At 41.9% G+C, this 20,785-nt stretch carries 14 protein-coding genes; 7 read left to right on the top strand and 7 right to left on the bottom strand.

Annotated elements, in window-relative coordinates:
* The first annotated feature begins 21 nt into the window (after positions 1–21).
* Positions 22–1,326: an ATP-binding protein gene (locus tag ABWT76_RS18125; RefSeq protein WP_054468760.1), complete on the top strand. Its 1,305-nt coding sequence runs from the start codon at positions 22–24 to the stop codon at positions 1,324–1,326.
* A gap of 120 nt (positions 1,327–1,446) precedes the next feature.
* Positions 1,447–2,145 carry a hypothetical protein gene (locus ABWT76_RS18120; RefSeq protein WP_054468761.1) on the top strand — a complete coding sequence of 233 codons (699 nt, stop codon included), beginning with the start codon at positions 1,447–1,449 and terminating at the stop codon, positions 2,143–2,145.
* Here the strand turns inward: ABWT76_RS18120 and ABWT76_RS18115 are convergent.
* Positions 2,135–3,481 (bottom strand): DNA methyltransferase, encoded by a 1,347-nt coding sequence (locus ABWT76_RS18115; RefSeq protein ID WP_054468763.1) that lies wholly within the window; start codon positions 3,479–3,481, stop codon positions 2,135–2,137. The two genes, ABWT76_RS18120 and ABWT76_RS18115, sit on opposite strands and share 11 nt — an antisense overlap.
* Before the next feature lie 314 nt (positions 3,482–3,795).
* The gene (locus ABWT76_RS18110) at positions 3,796–3,948 is read right to left on the bottom strand and encodes a hypothetical protein (RefSeq protein WP_197285351.1); all 153 of its coding nucleotides are present in this window, start codon (positions 3,946–3,948) and stop codon (positions 3,796–3,798) included.
* An 18-nt stretch (positions 3,949–3,966) separates the two neighbouring features.
* Here ABWT76_RS18110 and ABWT76_RS18105 point away from each other — a divergent pair, with 18 nt between their 5' ends.
* Both ABWT76_RS18105 and ABWT76_RS18100 read left to right on the top strand, forming a co-directional pair.
* Positions 3,967–4,752, top strand: a complete 786-nt coding sequence (locus tag ABWT76_RS18105; protein WP_054468768.1) for a Uma2 family endonuclease — start codon at positions 3,967–3,969, stop codon at positions 4,750–4,752.
* 17 nt (positions 4,753–4,769) lie between these two features.
* Positions 4,770–5,429 (top strand): Uma2 family endonuclease, encoded by a 660-nt coding sequence (locus ABWT76_RS18100; RefSeq protein WP_354634727.1) that lies wholly within the window; start codon positions 4,770–4,772, stop codon positions 5,427–5,429.
* A gap of 128 nt (positions 5,430–5,557) precedes the next feature.
* Here the strand turns inward: ABWT76_RS18100 and ABWT76_RS18095 are convergent, their stop codons facing one another.
* From ABWT76_RS18095 to ABWT76_RS18085, 3 genes are all read right to left on the bottom strand, one after another.
* Entirely contained in the window at positions 5,558–7,534 is a 1,977-nt protein-coding gene (locus tag ABWT76_RS18095) for a tetratricopeptide repeat protein (protein WP_354634726.1), read from the bottom strand.
* Positions 7,535–8,074: 540 nt separating this feature from the next.
* A complete protein-coding gene (locus ABWT76_RS18090) occupies positions 8,075–12,883 on the bottom strand; it encodes a tetratricopeptide repeat protein (RefSeq protein WP_354634725.1) in 4,809 nt (1,602 codons plus the stop codon).
* Between the two features lie 58 nt (positions 12,884–12,941).
* Positions 12,942–13,493: an NUDIX domain-containing protein gene (locus ABWT76_RS18085; RefSeq protein ID WP_054468774.1), complete on the bottom strand. Its 552-nt coding sequence runs from the start codon at positions 13,491–13,493 to the stop codon at positions 12,942–12,944.
* 510 nt (positions 13,494–14,003) lie between these two features.
* On the opposite strand from ABWT76_RS18085, the gene ABWT76_RS18080 reads away from it, so the two are divergent.
* Both ABWT76_RS18080 and ABWT76_RS18075 read left to right on the top strand, forming a co-directional pair.
* Positions 14,004–16,646, top strand: a complete 2,643-nt coding sequence (locus ABWT76_RS18080; RefSeq protein WP_354634724.1) for a CHAT domain-containing protein — start codon at positions 14,004–14,006, stop codon at positions 16,644–16,646.
* Positions 16,647–16,844: 198 nt separating this feature from the next.
* The gene (locus ABWT76_RS18075; protein WP_054468779.1) at positions 16,845–18,083 is read left to right on the top strand and encodes a DUF3747 domain-containing protein; all 1,239 of its coding nucleotides are present in this window, start codon (positions 16,845–16,847) and stop codon (positions 18,081–18,083) included.
* Between the two features lie 148 nt (positions 18,084–18,231).
* Here ABWT76_RS18075 and ABWT76_RS18070 read toward each other — a convergent pair whose 3' ends face one another.
* Positions 18,232–18,516 carry a DUF2470 domain-containing protein gene (locus ABWT76_RS18070; protein WP_054468781.1) on the bottom strand — a complete coding sequence of 95 codons (285 nt, stop codon included), beginning with the start codon at positions 18,514–18,516 and terminating at the stop codon, positions 18,232–18,234.
* Positions 18,517–19,078: 562 nt separating this feature from the next.
* Positions 19,079–19,477 carry an MAPEG family protein gene (locus tag ABWT76_RS18065; RefSeq protein WP_054468783.1) on the bottom strand — a complete coding sequence of 133 codons (399 nt, stop codon included), beginning with the start codon at positions 19,475–19,477 and terminating at the stop codon, positions 19,079–19,081.
* Positions 19,478–19,655: 178 nt separating this feature from the next.
* On the opposite strand from ABWT76_RS18065, the gene ABWT76_RS18060 reads away from it, so the two are divergent.
* Entirely contained in the window at positions 19,656–20,768 is a 1,113-nt protein-coding gene (locus ABWT76_RS18060) for a glycosyl transferase (protein ID WP_354634723.1), read from the top strand.
* Positions 20,769–20,785 lie beyond the last annotated feature (17 nt).

The raw sequence follows: 20,785 nt of genomic DNA, 5'->3' as shown, positions 1-20,785 counted from the left end.
AATCAATAACAAATAAAAGAAATGATTGCTGAAATTGAGTTCCTGAGATCCCAAATTTCCTCATTGCTGATTTATGAAAATTTGCTTCAAGATGCGAGGGTTCAAGCGTTTGTCAATTTGTTAAATGTGTTGGTAAAAGACCCAGATAAAAATTTTAATTGTTTGCCCGCCTATGGCCATTGGTTTAGATCCTTAGCCGATCAAAATATCTCGTGGCAAGATTATTTAATTCAGCAAATTCTCGCAGCAGAAAATCCTTTTACCCAGCAGGTAAAAAAACAACCTTTGGCGGATTTATCCCCGTCACTGATTGCAGCGGTAAATCATGATTTAGAAGTGCTACAAACGGTTTATAATTGCAGCGGAGAACAAGTCAGTCAATGGGTGAAATTTGCGGCAAAGTTGTCTCAGCCACCCGTGGCATGGAATCAGATAGAAAATCCGGCGGCGTTACCAGAGTATCAAGTGCCATTATGGATGGCGTTTAAATCAGCAAAGAAATGGCCCGATCTTCTGGAAAGTTTAGCAGCCTATTATCACGAGTATGGCTGGGGAATTTTTACAGAATATCGGGCTTTTCGTTGGCAGTCAGGTGAGTTAGTTAGCATCCCACATCCTGACCGGGTTCGGTTGACTGAATTAGTGGGCTATGAGTTCCAAAAAGTAACATTACTTAATAATACCCAAAGTCTTTTAGCCGGTTTACCCGCTTTGAATGTGTTGCTTTATGGGACTCGCGGGACGGGCAAGTCTTCTTTGGTTAAGGCTTTATTAAATGAGTATGGCGATCGCGGTTTACGGTTAATAGAAGTGAGTAAATCTACCCTGAAAGATTTGCCCGCGATCGCGGAACAGTTGCGCGATTTGCCCCAAAAGTTTATTATTTTTGTTGATGATTTGTCTTTTGAAGAAGATGATGATGATTTTAAGGCGCTGAAGATGGTTTTAGAAGGCAATTTAACCGCTAAACCTCAAAATGTGGTGGTTTATGCTACTTCTAATCGCCGCCATTTGGTGCGAGAGTTTTTTGGCGATCGCCCCCGTCCCAGTGTTGAGGAAATTCACGCTTGGGACTCGGTACAAGAAAAGCTTTCATTTAGCGATCGCTTTGGCTTAACCTTAACCTTTGAAGCGGCGAATCAAGACAAATATTTAACCATTGTGCATCATCTTGCTGCTTTAGCTAATATTACCATTTACCAGGCAGAATTAGACTATGAAGCATTACAATGGGCGACCCAACATAATGGGCGATCGGGACGTACTGCCCGTCAGTTTATTGACTTTCTCATGGGCAAGTTAACCGCTAAATCACCGATGAATTAAAATCTATCCCTACAATAAAAAAATCCGCTAATAGCGGATGATCAATTCTTCCTTAAGACCGAGGCGGTAAATTTATGATCGACGGTTACACGCAAACATTAATAACCAGGATTTCTTAAAATGATTGATGAAACTGAATTACTTAATCTAGCGATTAATCATATCAGCAAAGTTCGAGAGTTTGACCCCTACAAAAGTTATCAGGGTGTCAATAGTCGAGAAGAATTTCAACAACTCATTTCACGGGATCCGGCATTTAGTGCTTTAGGGTTAGACGATGAGAGATATATTATTGCCAGAGTGGGCGGAAATCTGATCACATCTCTACATCGTAAGCTGGGTGATATGTATCAGGCTTTGTTTGGCTATCTTTTGAAACAAAGTTTTGACTTAGATGAAAATGATTTGTATTTCAGCGTAGATGTTCAAATTGGCGAACGAATTCAAAAGCGTTCTACTGATGGTTTAATCAAAAAAAATAAGTTTAATCAGCGGATTCCTCAAGATTGGATGTCTTATCAAGGAATCGGTTTTGAAGTTCGCTCTTGTTATCAAATTGGCGATTCCAAGAGAATTCAAGCTGATTATGATATGTCATTAGCATTGAAGTCTTATGACATTTTACCTGTCATGTTGGTTTTTTGTAACACATCACTGAGAAGTCCTTTAGCCCGGTTATCTAAAAGTTGGCATCTTTACGAAGGAATTTCCAGTTTCAACTTAGTCGAATCAATTACGGGTTTTAACCTTTACAACTTTTTGCAGAATAATTCTACTATTCTGACTCAAGAAATCGATAATATTCTTTCTATCCTCTAATGCAAACAGCCGTCTCATACAATCGCTTTTTGCCCCCTCGCTTGCGAAAACAGATTATTTTTTCCACATCAAACCCTTCGTGGGCAAAAATTTTGCCTAAGATAGATTCCGTAAATATTTCTACCCCGGAAAGTCTAGAATTTCCCACAATATAAGCCCCCCGAAAATTTTTACTTTTAACCTGCTGGAGTAATTTGATATGTCTCCACATATCAATAAAGTATTTGGTGGCATAATTACACATTAAAATACTTTGTTCTTGGAGGGGTTCATAATAGCAAAGATAGGGTTTTATCTCACGGGGAACCGGAAGCAATTCATTTTGCAAAATAGATGTCGCCCGACCCCAAGTTCCTCCCACCGCCTTTAAGTCAATTTCTGTAGCTTGTCCAACATTCTCTAAAATTTCCATAAAGTGTAATTGGGGTCTAGTTTGATGAACGTAGCTATACCGATTGGGATAAGGCGGTGATGTAATGACAAAATCAACGGGATGCTTAATTAGTGTTTTTAAGTCATCCGTTGAATTGCCTAAGCGAATTGAGTTGAGTTGTGAAAATAATCTTTGTTCTGCATTTAGGTTAATTAAATCATCATAAACTATTTTTAAATTATTGGCAATTTCTTCCATAACATCAATGTCTCTTTGATGATTGTCGTCAAAAGTTATTGTGGGATGATTTCTGTGAATATTGGCGCAGTCTAAACAGGCTTTATTTACCGCCAGCCATAGATAATCCTGCACGGGAAAGTATTCTGCTTTTCCTAAAATTTCGCGGCAGATGATTAGGTTTTTCAGCACAGGCTTTTGCCACCATCTAAAAACGTTATGAATAATCGGAATCCTGGTTTGAAATTCCGTGACTACCTCTTCGATGGTTAAATTTTTATAAGCTTCGATTAAATTAGAGACTTCCGTGATATATTTTGCCAATAAATTTAGATGGCTGGTATCCCATTTTAGAGATTTATTGCCCACTTGTTCTAACACTGGGTTAATTTCAATGCCGATAGTTTTTATGCCATGTTTTTGGCATTCTATAGCGGTGGTGCCTCGACCGCTAAAGGGATCGAGGACAAAATGATTTCTGGAAATGCCCAATTCTTTGAGCAAAAATCTGACTAAACCGGGGGAATAGCTGGGAGTTAGACGATACCATCTATGCACCGATTCCACTTGTCCGCCTTTGAAGGTAATATCGCCGATGTCTAATTCTTGATAATCAAAACCAGACTCTTGGATATTTGTGTGAAAAGACCTGGTGCGATTCGGCAAAGCCGATCGCTGCCGCGAATCGCGGGTTTCTGGAGAAAATAATGATAACTGTTCAAACATCGTGAATCTGATGATCTGATTTATGATCTAATGATAGTTTATTTTATTTTAGCATATTTTGTTAATTTTAATTCTCAAAAAATGATTAGTCGTGATTTCAAATTTTACTTGGTCAACGACTGGCGTAAAACTAATGGTTTATGTTCCCTTATTTTAAATTGCCTTAATTGGTGGCCTGATTGTCCAACTTATTATGGAAAGTTTATAATTCTTGAACTAAGAAACCCGGTTTCTTCTGGGCGGTTCAGAAACCCGGTTTATTCAAATTTCGGCTTCGATGCCAAGAAACCGGGTTTCTTGGCAAAGTTAATCCGTTACGATGCCAAAATTATCGCAGAAACCCGGTTTCTCCACAGTCCTGGACGCTGGGCGATTCCGCGAAGCGGATCGCTAAAGCGAATTGCTCCTAGCAACTTTTCCGAATACCCACTATAATAAATAATATCAGTGTTAATGCTTGTAGTCAACTAATATACCCAAAAACTATGACAATTGCTCAAGAAAAACAACCGATAATTATTCCCGAAAATGTTATAATACCAGGGAGTGATTTATACAGTGATGAACCTCCCTTGGAAAGTAACCTACATTTGCGGCAAATGATGCTGCTGATTGAATGTTTAGAATGGTTATGGCAAGACCGGAATGATTTTTTTGCTGCCGGAAACCTAACCATTTACTATAGTCCGAATCAAAAGAAATCAGAAGATTTTAAAAGTCCAGACTTTTTTGTGGTACTGAATACTAAGCCTGACCGAACTCGCAAAAGTTGGGTAGTTTGGCAAGAAGAGGAAAAATATCCCGATTTGATCGTCGAAATTCTCTCGGACAGTACGGCTAAAACTGATAGAGATTTGAAAAAACAGCTTTATCAAGACACTTTTCAGACCTCGGATTATTTTTGGTTTGACCCATACAGCTTAGAATTCGCAGGCTTTCATTTAGTTGATGGCAAATATCAGCCCATAGAACCGAATGAGTTTGGTTATTTATGGAGTGATTTACTCAAGTTATACTTGGGAGTATATGAGGAAAAATTGCGCTATTTTACGGCTGATAATAGCTTAGTCCCGACTCCAGAAGAAGCGGCTTTATGGGAAAAACAGCAAAAAGAGTTAGCCCAACAGGAAAAGCTGCGGGCTGAACAGGAAAAACTGCGGTTTGAACAGGAAAAACTGCGGTTTGAACAAGAAAAACTGCGGGCTGAAGAAAAAAATGCCAAGTTAGCGGCGAAATTGCGGGAATTAAATATCGACCCAGATAGTTTATAATTAAAAGGTAATCAACCATGACAATTGCTCAAGAAAAACAACCGACAATTATCTCCGAAAATGTTATAATACCAGGGAGTGATTTATACAGTGATGAACCGCCCTTGGAAAGTAAACTACATCTACTCCAGATTATCATACTGATGCAATGTTTAGAATGGTTATGGCAAGACCGGGATGATTTTTTTGCTGCGGGAAACCTGACCATTTACTATAGTCCCAATCAAAAGAAATCCGAGGCTTTTAGAGGGTCAGACTTTTTTGTGGTAATTGGCACTCACCGTTATCCCCCCCGCAAAAGTTGGGTAGTTTGGCAAGAAGAGGAAAAATATCCCGATATTATTGTGGAAATTCTCTCGGACAGTACCGCTAAAACTGATAGAGATTTGAAGAAACAGCGTTATCAAGACACTTTTCGTACCTCGGATTATTTTTGGTTTGACCCATACAGCTTAGAATTCGCAGGCTTTCATTTAGTTGATGGCAAATATCAGCCCATAGAACCGAATGAGTTGGGTTATTTATGGAGTGATTCACTCAAGTTATACTTGGGAGTATATGAGGGGAAATTACGCTATTTTACTGCTGATAATAGCTTAGTCCCTACTCCAGAAGAATTAGCGGCGAAGTTAGCGGCGAAATTGCGGGAATTAAATATTGACCCAGATACTCTGTGATTTTTTAGAGGATTACAAAATTGATGATAAGATTAGAATTGGCAGGGGAATAGAAACCGGGTTTCTTGAGCGATTTAGCGATACAATCAATATTTTTGGCAGAAACCCGGTTTCTTTGAATTCAAGATTTATTTTTTCCGCAATTCATCAGCTTTCTGAAAATCTGCTTCTGCTTTTTCATTTTCACCTAATTTCCGGTAAACAATACCCCGGTTTTTGTATGCTGATGCATACTGGGGGTTAATTTCAATCGCTTTGGTGTAATCGGCTATCTCTTTTTCATCTTCACCTAAATTACCGTAAGCAATACCCCGGTTATTGTAGGCATCAGCATCTTGGGGATTAATTTCAATGGCTTTAGTCCAATCAGCGATCGCTTTTTCAGATTCACCTAATTTACCGTAAACAACACCCCGGTTGTAGTAAGCATCAGCATACTGGGGATTAATTTCAATGGCTTTGGTGAAATCTGTGATCGCTTTTTGCGATTCACCTAGATTATCGGAAGCAATACCCCTGCCGAAGTAAGCATTAGCAAACTGGGGATTAATTTCAATGGCTTTGGTGTAATCCGCGATCGCTTTTTTATATTCACCTAATTTCCGGTAAGCAACACCCCGGTTGCGGTAGGCACCAGGCAACTGGGGATTAATTTCAATAGCTTTGGTGTAATCCGCGATCGCTTTTTGCGATTCACCTAATTTCTTGTAAGCAATACCTCTGCCGAAGTAGGCATCAGCAAAATGGGGATTAATTTCAATTACTTTAGTCCAATCCTCGATCGCTTTTTTATATTCACCTAATTTACCGTAAGCAAGACCCCGGTTAGAGTAGGCAGAAGCAAACTGGGGATTAATTTCAATGGCTTTGGTGTAATCTGCGATCGCTTTTTCAGATTCACCTAGATTATCGTAAGCAACACCCCGGTTTTTATACCCTTCAGCTAAATTAGGATTAACTTCAATGGCTTTATTACCATCGACCAATGCCAGTTGATACGCTTCAAGCTTCCAATGGGCAAAACATCTTTGACTATAAGCTTCGGCAAAATTAGGATTAATTGCGATCGCTTTATTCAGATAGATAATAGCCTCGTGGTATTCCTCACGGTCTAAATGGGCAACTGCTTGCTGATAATAATCGGTATGATCGGGGGTCGTAGGGGCAGAATTGCTGGCTGGTTTTATTGTCCACCATTGCTGGATATTCTTCGGTCGTTCTTCTTGCGACAAATGCAAAGCAGCCGTGACAATACTCTGCCAAGGTTCGCTTAAATTCGCTTGCCAATTTTTACCAATCATTCGACCGAGTGCCGGTTCTGGTAGAGTACCCGTCAGCATTTCATGCAGCATCATCCCCAACTCAAAAATATCGCTTTCTGGGCCAACAACTTGACCGGGAACTTGTATTTCCATTGGCGCATAGTTAGGAGTAAAAGCACGAGTGCTGTGGGTTTGATTCGTGGTATTTGTTTGCTTTGCTGCCCCAAAATCGATTAAAATCACTCGCCCTTCTGGTGTCAATAAAATATTATCCGGCTTAATATCTAAATGATAAACTCCAGCGCCGTGAGTCAGCGCCAACGCATCAACTAAACAGGTGACAATTTCTGTCACTTGTTGAGGAGATAGCTTTTTATTCGGTCGATCGTCTAATTCTTGCCGCAGGGTTTTTCCTGATAAAAATTCCATTACCAGATAAGCCGTACCCCCAGCTTCAAATAAATCTTGCACTCGCACCAAATTAGGATGATTCAGTTTCGCTAAAATCCGCCCTTCGCGAATAAATCGATTTAACCACCGTTGATAGATATCTTGTTTATTTTGGGGTACAGAAAGGTCGCCGTTATTTATCTGGCGGTGGGCTAATTCTTGAGGATAATATTCTTTAATGGCTACGGTCTGTTCCAGCATCGTATGATGAGCCCGGTAGGTGATACCAAACCCACCCCGACCGATCGCATAGTCGATTTCATAAGTATCCGCTTTTAAACGAGTCCCAGTAGGCAGCACATCTCGCAGCAGGGTCGGCAAGTGAACGCCACATTTAAAGCAATATTGAGCTTGCGGGAGAATTCCCTCGGTGTGACAATTGAGACAGCGCATGGCTTCAATAATTTGTAGGAATTAATCTGATTGTACTCCTGAAAATAACCTCAGATACAGCTTGTTCGCCATTCGCTTAAAACATTGCCCTCACCCTAAATCCCTCTCCCTTTTTGGGAGAGTCCGTAGGGTGGGCAAAAAATTTTACGCACCCTACCATATATGATGGTGAATTTTTGCCCACCCTACAATATAAATACTTATTATAAATTTTTGTAAATGGTATAAATAGAGAAACCGGGTTTCTTTCCATAATTTTTGCTGTTGTTGCCGCAATTGTCGCAGAAACCCGGTTTATTTATCGTTGCGACTATATAGCGGTTATTGTCCGAATTACAGAAGTTTTCTGGATTCCCGCCTTCGCGGGAATGACAAATTTTTTTTGTACTTCATAACTATGACAATCGCTATATAGCAATCCTAAATGACTATAATTGTAGGGGTAAAGGGTTTGGTTTGGTGAGCTTACCCCTAGACGCTGCGGGGCAACCACCGCCTGGGAAAAGCCCCTACAAAAATATTACGATTGAAATAGGATTGCTATAAAATATCTTCAACTTTGGCTAAAAACCGTTTTACTTGTTTTTCCCAAGTCCAGTTTTCCATAAACTTGGCAGCTTTTAAGCCTTTTTGTTGGGCTTCTCGACGATTCACATAGACTCTTTCTAGGGCACTAATTGCCTCACTGACTTCAGACTCTCCCCACCCAACTACCCCAGTAAAAAAATGAGGGGTGGGTTGCACTGGACGCTGACGAGATAAGGCATAACAATGGTGGTCATGGATTAAGTCTAAGTGGCCGGTATTTGCTGATAAAATAGTGGGAATTCCACAGGCCATAGTTTCCATTGCTGCGAGGTTTGTTCCCCCTTCACAACGACTGGTGAAAATTGCTACATCCGCTTCTCGGAGAATTTGGCCGATTTGATGATTGGGAACTATTCCTAGGTCAATAAATGAATCTGGGGGTAAGCCATTGGCGATTAACCATTCCGCAATTTTAATTTGGTTATTTTCCCCAACTTCGGGCAATCCAACTACATTGCCTGCTTGTTCTAAGCCTTGCATATATTGCGGCCAAAAGTTATGCCATGCAGTGATAAGTAAGGCTTCAGGATGGCGGCGGTGAAATTCTTTAAATGCAGCAATGACAATATCTTGTCCTTTGCGAAATTCTAGTTTTCCACCGGAAAAAATTACAAAGCGATCGCTCCATAAGTTTGATTTTGGTGCATGATGAAATATGGTCGGATCGATGCCTTGTTGCACGGTGCAAACATGGTTAATTCCGTGATACTTTAATAATTTTTCATTCCAGGTAGAACCAGCAATAATCAGATCGTATTTTTCCGCATTTAGACGCGCTTCTGCGGTCATATTGGTATCTTCTAAGAAAATAACGCCGATATTTTTATTGCCCCTGGGAATATCTAAGCTAGTCAGGTTTTTGCCCAAGGCATGAATCACGGGAAAATCACAGGCAATTTGTTTCCCCGGATTCCGGGAAATTAATTCTTGCAGTTTTTGATAATTGCTAAATACTGGCTGTAATAATGCCCGATATAAGGGATTTAATTCCGCTGGATTTATGGCCGGGGGCGTTAACAGAACCGGATAAAATCCAGAACTAACGCTGGGAGATTTTAATAATTGTAGGGTGAGATTCATCCCATAAATTCCCCAGCCAGTCATTTGACTTAATTGCCAACCTAGTCCTAGTCTTAACCGGCTATTAGATGATAGATTCATAGGTGTTGATGATGTAAGATGTGCATAAATTGGTGATAAATTGTAGGGGCGATCCTCCGGCGATCGCGCTTCATCCTCCCGTGGTAGTCCTCGATCGGATATTTCTTCATAATCCGGTTGCTGGGCAATAATTTGCTGTAAATTTTTTCCCTCTACTTCATAGCTATCTGGAGAATTGCGCCATTCCGTCAGGGTTGCTTCTATGGCAGCAAAAACTCGCTGAAATAACTCATCCCAGTCACCGGATTTTGACAGCCGAAATAGTCTCATGGTGGGATACCAAGGACTATCTTCTCTCTCTTGCATCCAGCGCCAATCTTGATGATTTCCTAATAATAACCAGACGGGTTTACCCATTGCCCCGGCTAAATGCGCGATCGCTGTATCCACCGTGATGACTAAATCTAATTGGGCAACAATAGCGGCAGTATCCGCAAAATCATTTAACTGACTATCTAAATTTTCAATATTACATAAATCGGTTTTTATTTCCGACGCTATGGTTTCTATATCTTTAACGCGATCGCCTTTTTGCAGACTATATAACTTAACCTCTGGTAAATTCAGCAATGGTAAAAAATATCTCAAATCACAAGAACGCAACGCATCTTGTTTATGATTGGGATTACCAGCCCAAACAATGCCGATTTGAAAATTAGATTTAGGGGCGAAGCATTCGCGATTAAAATTGTTGCTTTCTTCGGAATTTAAAGCCGCGAATGCTTCGCCCTCCTGACTTTTTTGGATTCCCGCCTTCGCGGGAATGACAGGTGTAGGGGCGAAGCATTCGCGGTTAAAATTGTTGGTTTTTCCGGAATTTAAAGCCGCGAATGCTTCGCCCTCCTGACTTTTTTGGATTCCCGCCTTCGCGGGAATGACAGGTGTAGGGGCGAAGCATTCGCGATTAAAATTGTTGCTTTCTTCGGAATTTAAAGCCGCGAATGCTTCGCCGCCCTGACTTTCTTGGATTCCCGCCTTCGCGGGAATGACAGGTGTTAGCCCTTCCTGCAAAAAGAGGGGGATGACGATCGGGGGAAATAAATAAGGAATTTGCGTGGGAATTGTTTCTAAGGTAGTGCCGAAAATATGAGGTAAACTCATTAAAGGACAATGCCAATCAAATTCTGGTAGAGGTTCTCCTTTAATCACAATTTGCTGGACACAAGGAACCGTTTCAAATAAGCGGGCTAAAGGTTGCGGACATTCAACAATTATCCGTCCTCCCTGTTGGGCAACTAAGGCAACATAGCGGATAAATTGAATTTGATCGCCGAATCCTTGCTCACTATATAATAGAATTGTTTTGCCGTTTAATGGGGTGCCATCCCAAAGCGGTTGCGGGAAAGAACGGCGCGGAAAATCTGCGGTTTCCCACCGCCATTCATACTCTGCAAAACCCCATCTTAAGTCTCCGGTAATTAATAAACTAATGCCTAAATTCCAATGGGCTTCGGCATAATCGGGCTTAATAGCTATGGCTTGTTCATAACAGTTAATTGCCTCCGCTAATTGGTCAATATTTTTCAATATATTGCCTAAGTTACTATAAGCTTGGGCAAAGTTGGGCTGATATTTGATGGCTTCTCGGTAATGCCATATTGCCGCTTCTGTCTGACCAGCGTTTTCTAATAAGCGGGCTAAATTATAATGGGCTTCGGCAAAATTTGGAGATAAATTAATTGCCGATTGGTATGCGCTAATCGCCTCAGCAAATTCGCAGATTTCTTCTAAAGTTACGGCTAGGTTATGATAAATTGTGGGTAAGGGTAATTCACTGGCATTACCAAATTTAACCGCTTGACGATAATGATCGATCGCTTCTAATAAATTTCCTTGCTGTTTTAAAGCAACAGCTAAATTATTATGGGTTTTGGCATAATTCGGGTTAATTTCTAACACTTGGCTATAATAGGCGATCGCCTCTGATAAATTCCCCGCTTGATAAGCACTTACTCCTTGTTTATGCAGGCGATCGCTTTCGGTTTCATCCGCAGACAAACCAGGAATATGCAAACTTTTTAAAGGGGAAGCATTATGGCGATTAATTTCCGCTGGTGAGTTATCTATTTTTTGCCCAAATACTTCGCCTTTACCAGTCGGATTAATTAAATCTTTTAAAGCCAATTTCACTCGATCGAATACCCCCTCCCAGTCTCCCGGTTTAGGTTGGCGAAATAGCCGCATAATTGACGGATACCAAGGGCTATCTACACGATTTAACATCCATCTCCAGTCTGGGGCAAAAGGCAATAAAACCCAGACAGGTTTACCCATTGCCCCAGCTAAATGGGCCACTGCTGTATCGACGCTAATCACTAAATCTAAGGGCGCGATCGCATTTGCCGTATCCGCAAAATCTTTCAACTTACTGCCAATATCTCGGATATTATTAGCCGATAAAAGAGATAATTCTGCCTCGGTGACTTCCTTTTGCAAACTATATAACTGAATGGGAAGATTCGCCGCTATTTTATAATCCAATAACTGCAAAAAATGCTGGGGCGAACAGGCGCGATAACGACTGCGATCGCCTGGATAAAAAGGATTACCCGCCCAAACAATACCAATTTTCAGCGGAACTTCTCTCACCGCTGCTTCCTTCTTGAACAAATAGAAGCTGGTGGGTATATCTTCCGCATATAAATAAGGAATATCTGCGGGAATAGTTGCCAGAGTTGTCCCCAAAATTCGCGGCAAACTCATCAACGGAGCATAAACATCAAACTCTGGTAAAGCATGACCTTCAAGAATTAGTTGATCCAAACGCAGCAGCGATTCGCATAATCGGAACAAAGGCTTAGGACATTCTAAAATTACTCGCCCGAATTCCCCTACCCGTTGTTTGACTAAATCCACATAACGAACAAATTGGATTGTATCCCCAAATCCCTGTTCACAATGTAATAAAATTCTTTTGCCCAATATGTCTGAACCATCCCAAAGGGGTTGGGGAAAATTCCGGGGAGAACGAAAATTGCCGCCCCGCATTTGCCAGCGCCATTCATACTCTGTAAAACCCCGTTGTAAGTCACCAGCTAATAATAAAGTAAACCCTTGATTCCACCTTGCACCCGGATGATTTGGATTCAGTTCTAGGGTTTTTTTGTAGCAATTTAATGCCTCTTTTAACTTCCCTTGGGCTTGCAGCACATTGCCTAAATTATTATAAGTTTCGGGATAATTAGGATTACGGCTTAATGCTTGTTGATAACTGTTAATCGCCCGATCTAGTTCACCTAAAGAGGCGAATACATTACCTAGCCCATACCAAGCATCCGCATAATTGGGATTAGCGGTTAAAGCTTGTTGATAATGGGCTTTCGCGGCTTCTAGCTGATTCTCTTGCCAGAGAATATTGGCTAAATTGTTATGGAGATAAGGGGCATTTGGTTCAATGGTTAATGCTTGTCGCAACAAGGCGATCGCCTCGGTAAATTGTTTCTCTTGTTTGAGGGCGATCGCCAAATTATTCAACGCCTCCAAATTATGCGGTTGACAGTCAAGCACCTGACGATAAAATTGGATTGCTTCCTGCCGTCGTCCGGCTTCATGCTGCGATCGCCCTTGGTTCAACAGTTCGCTAATTTTTTGAAAATCCACAGACAATTAACCTTTACTTGTATTAAATTAAAAATCCATCAAAATCCATCAAAATCCATCAAAATCCATCAAAATCTATCGCCAATTGCTCTTGCAAACAATCGCGAATCACGATATGATGTTGAAAAGCCAAATCAGTTTGCAAGGCGGTTGCTAAATCAACCCATTTCACCTCTTCCACCTCCCCGGATGAAACTTGCGGTGACAGTTCCGGTAAACTATCCACCCAAAACATCAGGGCAAATAAAAGCGTGACATTTTGTTTCCCTCTGGGGAGACTTTTAACCAAATAAGGGTGATCAAAACTCCCGTGAAACTTGTCACAGCGATCGCGAATTTCCAGTAAATTTAGCCCCAACTCTTCATAAGTTTCTCGAATCACCGCCTCCGTTGCGGTTTCATCCCAATCCAGATAGCCCCCAGGAAGACCCCACTTACCCACTTCATCGGGTAAATCTTTCCCCCGTTTGCCTAAAGGGACAAAAATGCGCTGTCTTTCATCCCCAGACAGCACAAATAATACCACTGGCAACACCGTTACACTGCGGCTAATCCAGTAAACTTTATCATCGTGTTCGATACACCAATTTTGACGATTCTTAAATTGCATGACTGATATTTACTCCATATTTGTGGTTAGTTGTTAGTTGTTGGTTGTTGGGTAGGGATTCTTTGGTTGTTAGTTGTTAGTTGTTAGTTGTTAGTTGTTTGCTATTTGTCATTCGTTGGCAGCTATTGGTTATAGGTTACAGGTCATTTGTCATAAGTTAAACAAGACAAACACCAAGCAACAGATAACCAACAACAAGTAACTAAAAACAAATAACAAACAAGAAATAATGAATAACGAGTAACAAGTAACAAACAACAACCAAAGAATCCCTACCCAACAACCAACAACCAACAAACAACAAATAATTAATTTATCCACTCTATAAGCAGAACTTCCTGATTTTCTCACGCTTACGCTAAACTACAAATGTTACTTCATCAGCAGCATTTCGTTATTTGTTACTGGCTACTCATTATTCGGGGAGTTTTCCCATAAGCGAAAGATACAACTAAATTAATTACAAATAACTTAAGCATAAACAAGAAGAAAAATCATCTTAGGAAAAATATGAAACCTACTTCACTTTGGATTTTGTTGGCCACCATTTCTTTAGGGTTAAACATAGGAATCCATCAATCTGTAGCCAGAGAATCGATGCACAATTCGATTAGAGAAAATTTTAGAGAAAATTTTCAGAGTTTTTTCAACGCTTCACTGGAAGGAGAAGCCCAAGCCGAAGCTTTATATCAACAAGGTAATTTCCACCAAACAATTCAAATTTTAGAAAATTTAGCCAATCAATATGCGGCATTAGAAGACGATTTCAACCAAAGCAGAATTCTCCGTAATCTCAGCTTAGTTTATCTAGAAAATGGGGAATTGACTAAAGCCGAAAACTCAGTTCAGCAAAGCTTAGAAATTATTTGTCAAAATATTAATTGTGCAGCACCTAAGTTAAATGCCAATAGAGAATATATCCAAATTTTTGCTCAAGCCTTAGAGGTGAAGGGTAAACTAGAATACTATTCGGGAAATGCAGAAGATGCCCAAGAAACTTGGAAAAAAGCCGTTAATCTGTATGACAGCCTTGGAGATATTCAAAATTCGATTCGCACCAAAATTTCCCAAGTCCAAGCCCTGCGATCGCTCGGACTTTATCGCACAGCCCTGGAAAACTTAATCGCAATGGAACAAGTGTTAGCCGAAGAACCGGATAACTTAGTCAAAGCCCAAGCATTGCAAAGTTTAGGCGAAGGGCTCAGAGTAGTGAGAAAATTACCTGAATCCACAAAAATATTAGAGCAAAGTTTGGCGATCGCCAAAAAAAAATCCAATCAAGACATGATTGCTGGAGTGCTAATCAGCCTGGGAAATAACGCAGAATTCAACCACGATGATGACGCCGCATTAAAATTTTATCAAGAAGCGACTCAAACCTCTGATAACCCCAGAGTGATTATAGAATCTCAGCTAAATGAAATGCGCGTATTAATCCGCCAAACAAAACCTAATGAATCTCTATTTAATTTGACGAATAACATCAAAAATACTTTAGAAAAACTGCCAAAATCTCAACAAAAAAATTATGCTCAAATTAATTTTGCATTGCAGCTAATCGATCTAAAAAATAATCAAAATATCACTGATAAAGAACAAATCACTAAATTATCTGAAATTGCCGAACTATTAGCCGTCTCAGTTCAAGAATCTCGGCAGTTAGGGGATCAAAGAGGCGAAGCTTATGCCCTAGGATATTTGGGACATTTATATGAACAAAATGAGCAATGGGAAGAAGCCAGAACCGCCACCAGAGAAGCCTTGCTCATTGCTCAAGCCATTAATGCCGATGATATTGCCTATCAATGGCAATGGCAAACAGGCCGAATTCTCCGCGCCCAAGGAGAACGGGAAAAAGCGATCATCTCTTATCAAGCGTCTGTCAAAACCTTGCAATCTTTGCGCGGCGATTTAGTGGCCATGAGTTCCGACGCCCAATTCTCATTTCAAGAAACCGTTGAACCTGTTTACCGAGAAATGGTCAGCTTATTATTAGCCCCGAATCAAGAGGTGACACAGGCTGACTTAATCATTGCTCGTGAAGCGATTGAAGCGTTACAACTGGCCGAACTTGATAACTTCTTTCAAGATGCTTGCTTAGATACAAAACCTGTACAAATTGACCAAGTAGACCCAACCGCTGCGGTATTCTATCCGATTATTTTGCCCGATCGCCTAGAAGTGATTGTCACCATTCCCGGACAACCCTTACACCGTCACAGCATCCCAGTTGCCCAAGAAAAAGTGGAAGAGACCCTCCTAGAAATGCGGAACGCCCTCACCGCCCCTTGGCGACGGCGCAGCGTCCGTTACTTTCTCCCCTTCTCCCAGCAACTCTATGACTGGTTAATTCGGCCCTTTGAAGCCGACCTAGCCGCCAACCAAATCAAAACCCTAGTCTTCGTCTTAGACGGCGCCTTGCGTAGCAGCCCGATCTCCGCCCTTTATGACGGAGAAAAATATCTCACGGAAAAATACAACATTGGTCTGACTCCGGGTCTACAACTCCTTCCCCCCCAACCCATTGCCCAAGAAGAACTCCAAGCCCTCACTGCCGGACTCACCGAAGCCCGCCAAGGCTTCCCAGCCCTGCCTGGAGTGGCGATCGAATTTGACCGGATCGAGCAAAAAATCAACACCAATAAACTCCTGAATGAATCCTTCACCGAACCGAATTTTAGAACCATCTTCCAGGAAGTTGAATTTCCCATCGTTCACCTCGGCACTCATGGGGAATTTTCCTCCAACGCCGAAGACACCTTTGTCCTCACCTGGGACGATCGCATCAACGCCAACGAACTAGACAACCTCCTGCGCTTAGAAGAACGCCAAGGAGCCACCATTGAATTACTCATTCTCAGTGCTTGTCAGACCGCCGTGGGAGACAAACGCGCTGCCCTAGGACTCGCGGGAGTTGCCGTCCGCGCCGGAGCCCGCAGCACCCTAGCATCCCTGTGGTATGTCAGCGACGAAGCCACCGCCGAACTAATGAGTCAATTTTATCAAGAACTCGTCACCACAAATCTCACATTAGGCCGTCGTCAAACCAAAGCCGAAGCCCTCAGTGCCGCACAACGAGCCATGATTCAAAATCCAGAATTTTCTCATCCCTACTACTGGGCGGCTTTTGTTTTAGTGGGAAATTGGTTGTAGGCTAAATTAACAAGTTTAAAATCTGCCGCTGCGGTAAGGAGCGGTTAGGCTAAGTAACAAGTTTAGGTTTCCGGCTGTGCCAAAAAGCCGGGGATCTAAGCGCAAACTTAAAATTGTGGGTTGGGTTTTGTGGACGGTGGACCCAACCTACACGATTAATACACGATTACACTGAGTTCATTTACTTAAAACAAGACCATGAAAATTAAGAGTGGCATTACTGGCATTACTAAAGTCGCTACCGCAACCTTTTTAACCCTGGCGGTAGCGCTTCCGGGCTTCGCCCAATCGATTTTTGGCAAAAAAGAAGTCGATCAAAATAGCTTCATTGCCGTAGCCCAGCCTCGTGCTGATGGGAACTACAACCTAGTGATTATCGAACAGCAGTCAACCGCCAAAAGCTGCTGGAGCGAAAGCGGATCTAGCCCAGTCACCGTCAACTTACTGCTGCTCACCTTTGACTTTACGGGCATTTGCGGACGCAGTTTAGACAGTAACGGCTACTCAATTAGAATGGCTGATGAAGACCTGGGAATTAATTACAGCTTAAGAGCAGTACGACGAGGCAGTGAGGTTTATTTACTAGGGATGTCCCGTCTTGCCAGCCAACCAGAAGTGGTGATTGGCAGAACCTTCGGCCTTTCCAGTCAGGCAATGAAAATTTTTCTGAATTCCGGTTGGCGTTTTACCAAAAGAACTTACGAAAACACCACCCTCGGTCATGTCTATGTCACCAACGACCAAACCCTAGCGGCTGTGGCTGGTAGCACCCCGACCCCGACTCCGACTCCGACCCCGACTCCGACCCCGACTCCGACCCCGACTCCGACTCCGACCCCCGGATTTGCTGATATTACTGGGGATATTTATGCCCAAGAAATTACCCAGGCGATCGGTGAAGGGTTTATCTCTGGCTTTCCAGACAATACCTTCAAGCCACGAGAAACCCTGACTCGCGAACAAGTGGTTTCAATGGTGGTCGAAGCTTTACAAAAGATTCCCGGAACCAATATCTCAGTTCCCACTCAAGCCACGGTCAGACCTTATCCAGATGTGGTGTCTACCCGTTGGAGTGCGGCAAAAATTCAATTTGCTCGCGATAACAATATTATTACCGGCTATCCCGACGGGACATTTCAGCCCGGTCAACCTGTGACCCGTGCTGAACTGATGGCAATTTTGCGACGGGCCGCCGAGTTCGCCAAGTCTCGCAAAGGGGCTACGGTTGCCTTAACTTCTACCCGAACCGCCACCAGATTTGCCGATACGTCGGGGCATTGGGCGTCCACTCTGATTGGTCAAATGTCTTCTTATTGTGAAGTGGCTTCACCGTTGAATGAAACCGGCAGTTCATTTTTCCCGAATAGTTCCGCCCAACGCAACTATGCGGCTGCGGCAACTTTACGCATGATGAATTGTGTGAAAACCGGGAATTAATTGATTTGTTGGTTGTTGGTTGTTGGTTGTTAGTTGTTGGTTGGTGGTTGTTAGTTGGTTGTTAGTTGTTCGTAAAGGGCCAACAGTAAAAACAAACAACAATCAACAATCAACAATCAACAACCAACAACCAACAACCAACAACCAACTATTTTGCCTGTTGACGCGCTTGTCTAATCATGGCAATTAAGGTTTGATGCGCGTCTTCCGAGTCTTGGAGGACATGATCGAATTTAATTTGAATTGGCACAGTTTCTCCGTTGACTTCAGCCACTAAGTCCATGCTTTCCGGTACAATAGAATTCATGGTGGCTGCGGTGGCGGCGGGTAAGTTGCCAAAGGCTTGAGCGTAGATTAAAACTGCATCAGCATGGTCTTCGTTCATGTGTTTGCATATGCGATCGCTCACGGTTTTGGTAATCGGATCGGCCATACTTTACTTTCCTTACATTACTGGCAGAGATTGACTTTTTGATTCTATCAAGATTCGGGACGGAAATTACGGGCAAATTTTATAGCAATTGTCAGAGTTATGAAGGACAAAAAAAACTGTCATTCCCGCGCAGGCGGGAATCCACAAAACCTCTGTAATTAGAACAATAACCCCTAGAAAAAACAACTTTTAGGAAAATTTCCCAATCAGCGCATTCAACAACTGCCAAGAAGAATAGCCAATAAAACTTACCAGAAAAATAAACAGACTGATACTTAAAAGCGATCGCAATTTTGACAAAAAATATTGGTTCATGTGTTTTATCATTCGTAATTTGATATTATGTGTTATTGGTTATTTATTATTGGTTAGCCAGTAACTACCAAAGATAAATTAATCATTACCAATCAATAATTACCAATTTTTCCTGACCAACAACAAATAACCAAAGAATCCCTACCCAACAACCAGCAACAAACAACAAACAACAAACAACAAACAACAAACAACAAACAACAAACAACAAACAACAAACAACAAACAACAAACAACAAACAACTAATTATTGAAAACTGGACACCGCAGTCATCACCGTTCCGAACAAAGACCCGCCCAGCAACGCCATTGTAGCCAGGGAAGCCATGCCGAAACCCACAAAGCGTTTTTCCGGGGCTTGATAATAACCCCAAGCATACAAAATTCGGCCAAGAATCCAAACTGCCCCAACGGATGCGGCCCAAATCTCGTTAATAAACAGAGAAAATATCCACAAAGCGGGTAAAAATATAATCAATTGTTCCAGGGTATTTTGCTGTACTCTGACTACGCACTCAAACTCTGGATTTCCAGACATAGCCGGTGGTTTTACCCCATACTTGGCTCTGGCTCTGCCCACATTGATTGTCACCACAAAGTACATTAATAAAGCCAGAACCGTGACTAAACTAGGCCAAGGATACATAAAATTTCTCCAAAAAATCAGTTACTTCATTGGCATAACTAGCCAATTATTAGCTAGTTTATTTTACCATAAATTCAGCGTAAAAATGTCCCAAATAATCTAAAAATTAGATTATTTTTTAGATTATTTTTGTTTAAATGCTATAATTATAGCAGTAAAATTATAATTTTTCAAGTCAATGTCACAGTCTAGACCCGTTTTATCAATTTTTGTCACGAATCATGGTTTTGGTCATGCGGTGCGAGCGGCATCGGTGGCCGCCGCAATTCAAAAGTTGAATCCAGAAATTGTGCTGATTATGGTCACAACGTCGCCCCGTTGGTTACTGGAAAATTATATTCCTGGGGATTTTATTGTGCGTCCTCGTGGGTTTGATGTGGGGGTGATTCAAAGTGATAGTGTGAACATGGATTTAGCAGCGACGTTGCAGAAGTTAAAAGAAATTCGCCAAAAACAAAATTATTTAATTGCTTCAGAAATTGATTTTCTGCGACTGAATCGGGTGGGGTTAATTTTGGCAGATATTCCCCCTTTAGTGGCGCCTTTGGCTAAAGCCGCAGGAATTCCCTGTTGGATGATGGGCAATTTTGGCTGGGATTTTATTTATCGTCCTTGGGGTGGTGAATTTGTGGCAATGGCTGATTGGATTGGCGAATGTTTTAGTCAGTGCGATCGCCTATTTCGTTTACCGCTGCATGAACCGATGAGTGCGTTTCCCCAAATCACAGAAGTGGGATTGACTGGGGGCGATCCGCGCTACTCTGCTGCCGAAATTCGGGAAAAATTTGCCTTGACAGCCCCCAAAGAAAAGACAATTTTACTGACCTTTGGCGGATTGGGCTTACAGGGGATTCCTTATGAAAATTTAAGCCAGTTTTCCGACTGGCAATTTATCACCTTTGACCCCCAAGCCCCAGATTTAGCTAATTTGGTGAAAGTGAGCGGTAATCAATATCGCCCGGTGGATTTGATGCCCGTTTGTGGGCGGGTTATTTCTAAGCCCGGATATAGTACCTTTGCGGAAGCTTTACGCTTAGAAGTGCCTCTAGTTTCTTTGTTGCGAGAAGGTTTTGCCGAGTCACCATTACTGATTTCGGGTATCAAAAACTACGGTTTCCATCAAATTATTACCCCCGCAGAGTTTTTTGAGAGCGAATGGGAATTTTTGCGCCAAGACCCCGAACCACCGAAAACATCTAATGTGCTGGCTAAAGATGGATCGCAGGCGATCGCCCAAGCAGTTGTGGACTATTTCCAGAAAGGTGAAGCCAAAAACCCTGAATTGACCTAGGCATTTACTGCCTATTT

Origin of the sequence: Planktothricoides raciborskii GIHE-MW2, assembly GCF_040564635.1 — a bacterium.
GTDB classification, from domain to species: domain Bacteria; phylum Cyanobacteriota; class Cyanobacteriia; order Cyanobacteriales; family Laspinemataceae; genus Planktothricoides; species Planktothricoides raciborskii.
This window is presented reverse-complemented; position numbering and strand designations above follow the sequence as displayed.

Coding starts and splice junctions, on each gene's coding strand:
- ABWT76_RS18125 (WP_054468760.1), top strand. CDS start 22: ATGATTGCTGAAATTGAGTTCCTGAGATCCCAAATTTCCTCATTGCTG.
- ABWT76_RS18120 (WP_054468761.1), top strand. CDS start 1,447: ATGATTGATGAAACTGAATTACTTAATCTAGCGATTAATCATATCAGC.
- ABWT76_RS18115 (WP_054468763.1), bottom strand. CDS start 3,481: ATGTTTGAACAGTTATCATTATTTTCTCCAGAAACCCGCGATTCGCGG.
- ABWT76_RS18105 (WP_054468768.1), top strand. CDS start 3,967: ATGACAATTGCTCAAGAAAAACAACCGATAATTATTCCCGAAAATGTT.
- ABWT76_RS18100 (WP_354634727.1), top strand. CDS start 4,770: ATGACAATTGCTCAAGAAAAACAACCGACAATTATCTCCGAAAATGTT.
- ABWT76_RS18095 (WP_354634726.1), bottom strand. CDS start 7,534: ATGCGCTGTCTCAATTGTCACACCGAGGGAATTCTCCCGCAAGCTCAA.
- ABWT76_RS18085 (WP_054468774.1), bottom strand. CDS start 13,493: ATGCAATTTAAGAATCGTCAAAATTGGTGTATCGAACACGATGATAAA.
- ABWT76_RS18080 (WP_354634724.1), top strand. CDS start 14,004: ATGAAACCTACTTCACTTTGGATTTTGTTGGCCACCATTTCTTTAGGG.
- ABWT76_RS18075 (WP_054468779.1), top strand. CDS start 16,845: ATGAAAATTAAGAGTGGCATTACTGGCATTACTAAAGTCGCTACCGCA.
- ABWT76_RS18070 (WP_054468781.1), bottom strand. CDS start 18,516: ATGGCCGATCCGATTACCAAAACCGTGAGCGATCGCATATGCAAACAC.
- ABWT76_RS18065 (WP_054468783.1), bottom strand. CDS start 19,477: ATGTATCCTTGGCCTAGTTTAGTCACGGTTCTGGCTTTATTAATGTAC.
- ABWT76_RS18060 (WP_354634723.1), top strand. CDS start 19,656: ATGTCACAGTCTAGACCCGTTTTATCAATTTTTGTCACGAATCATGGT.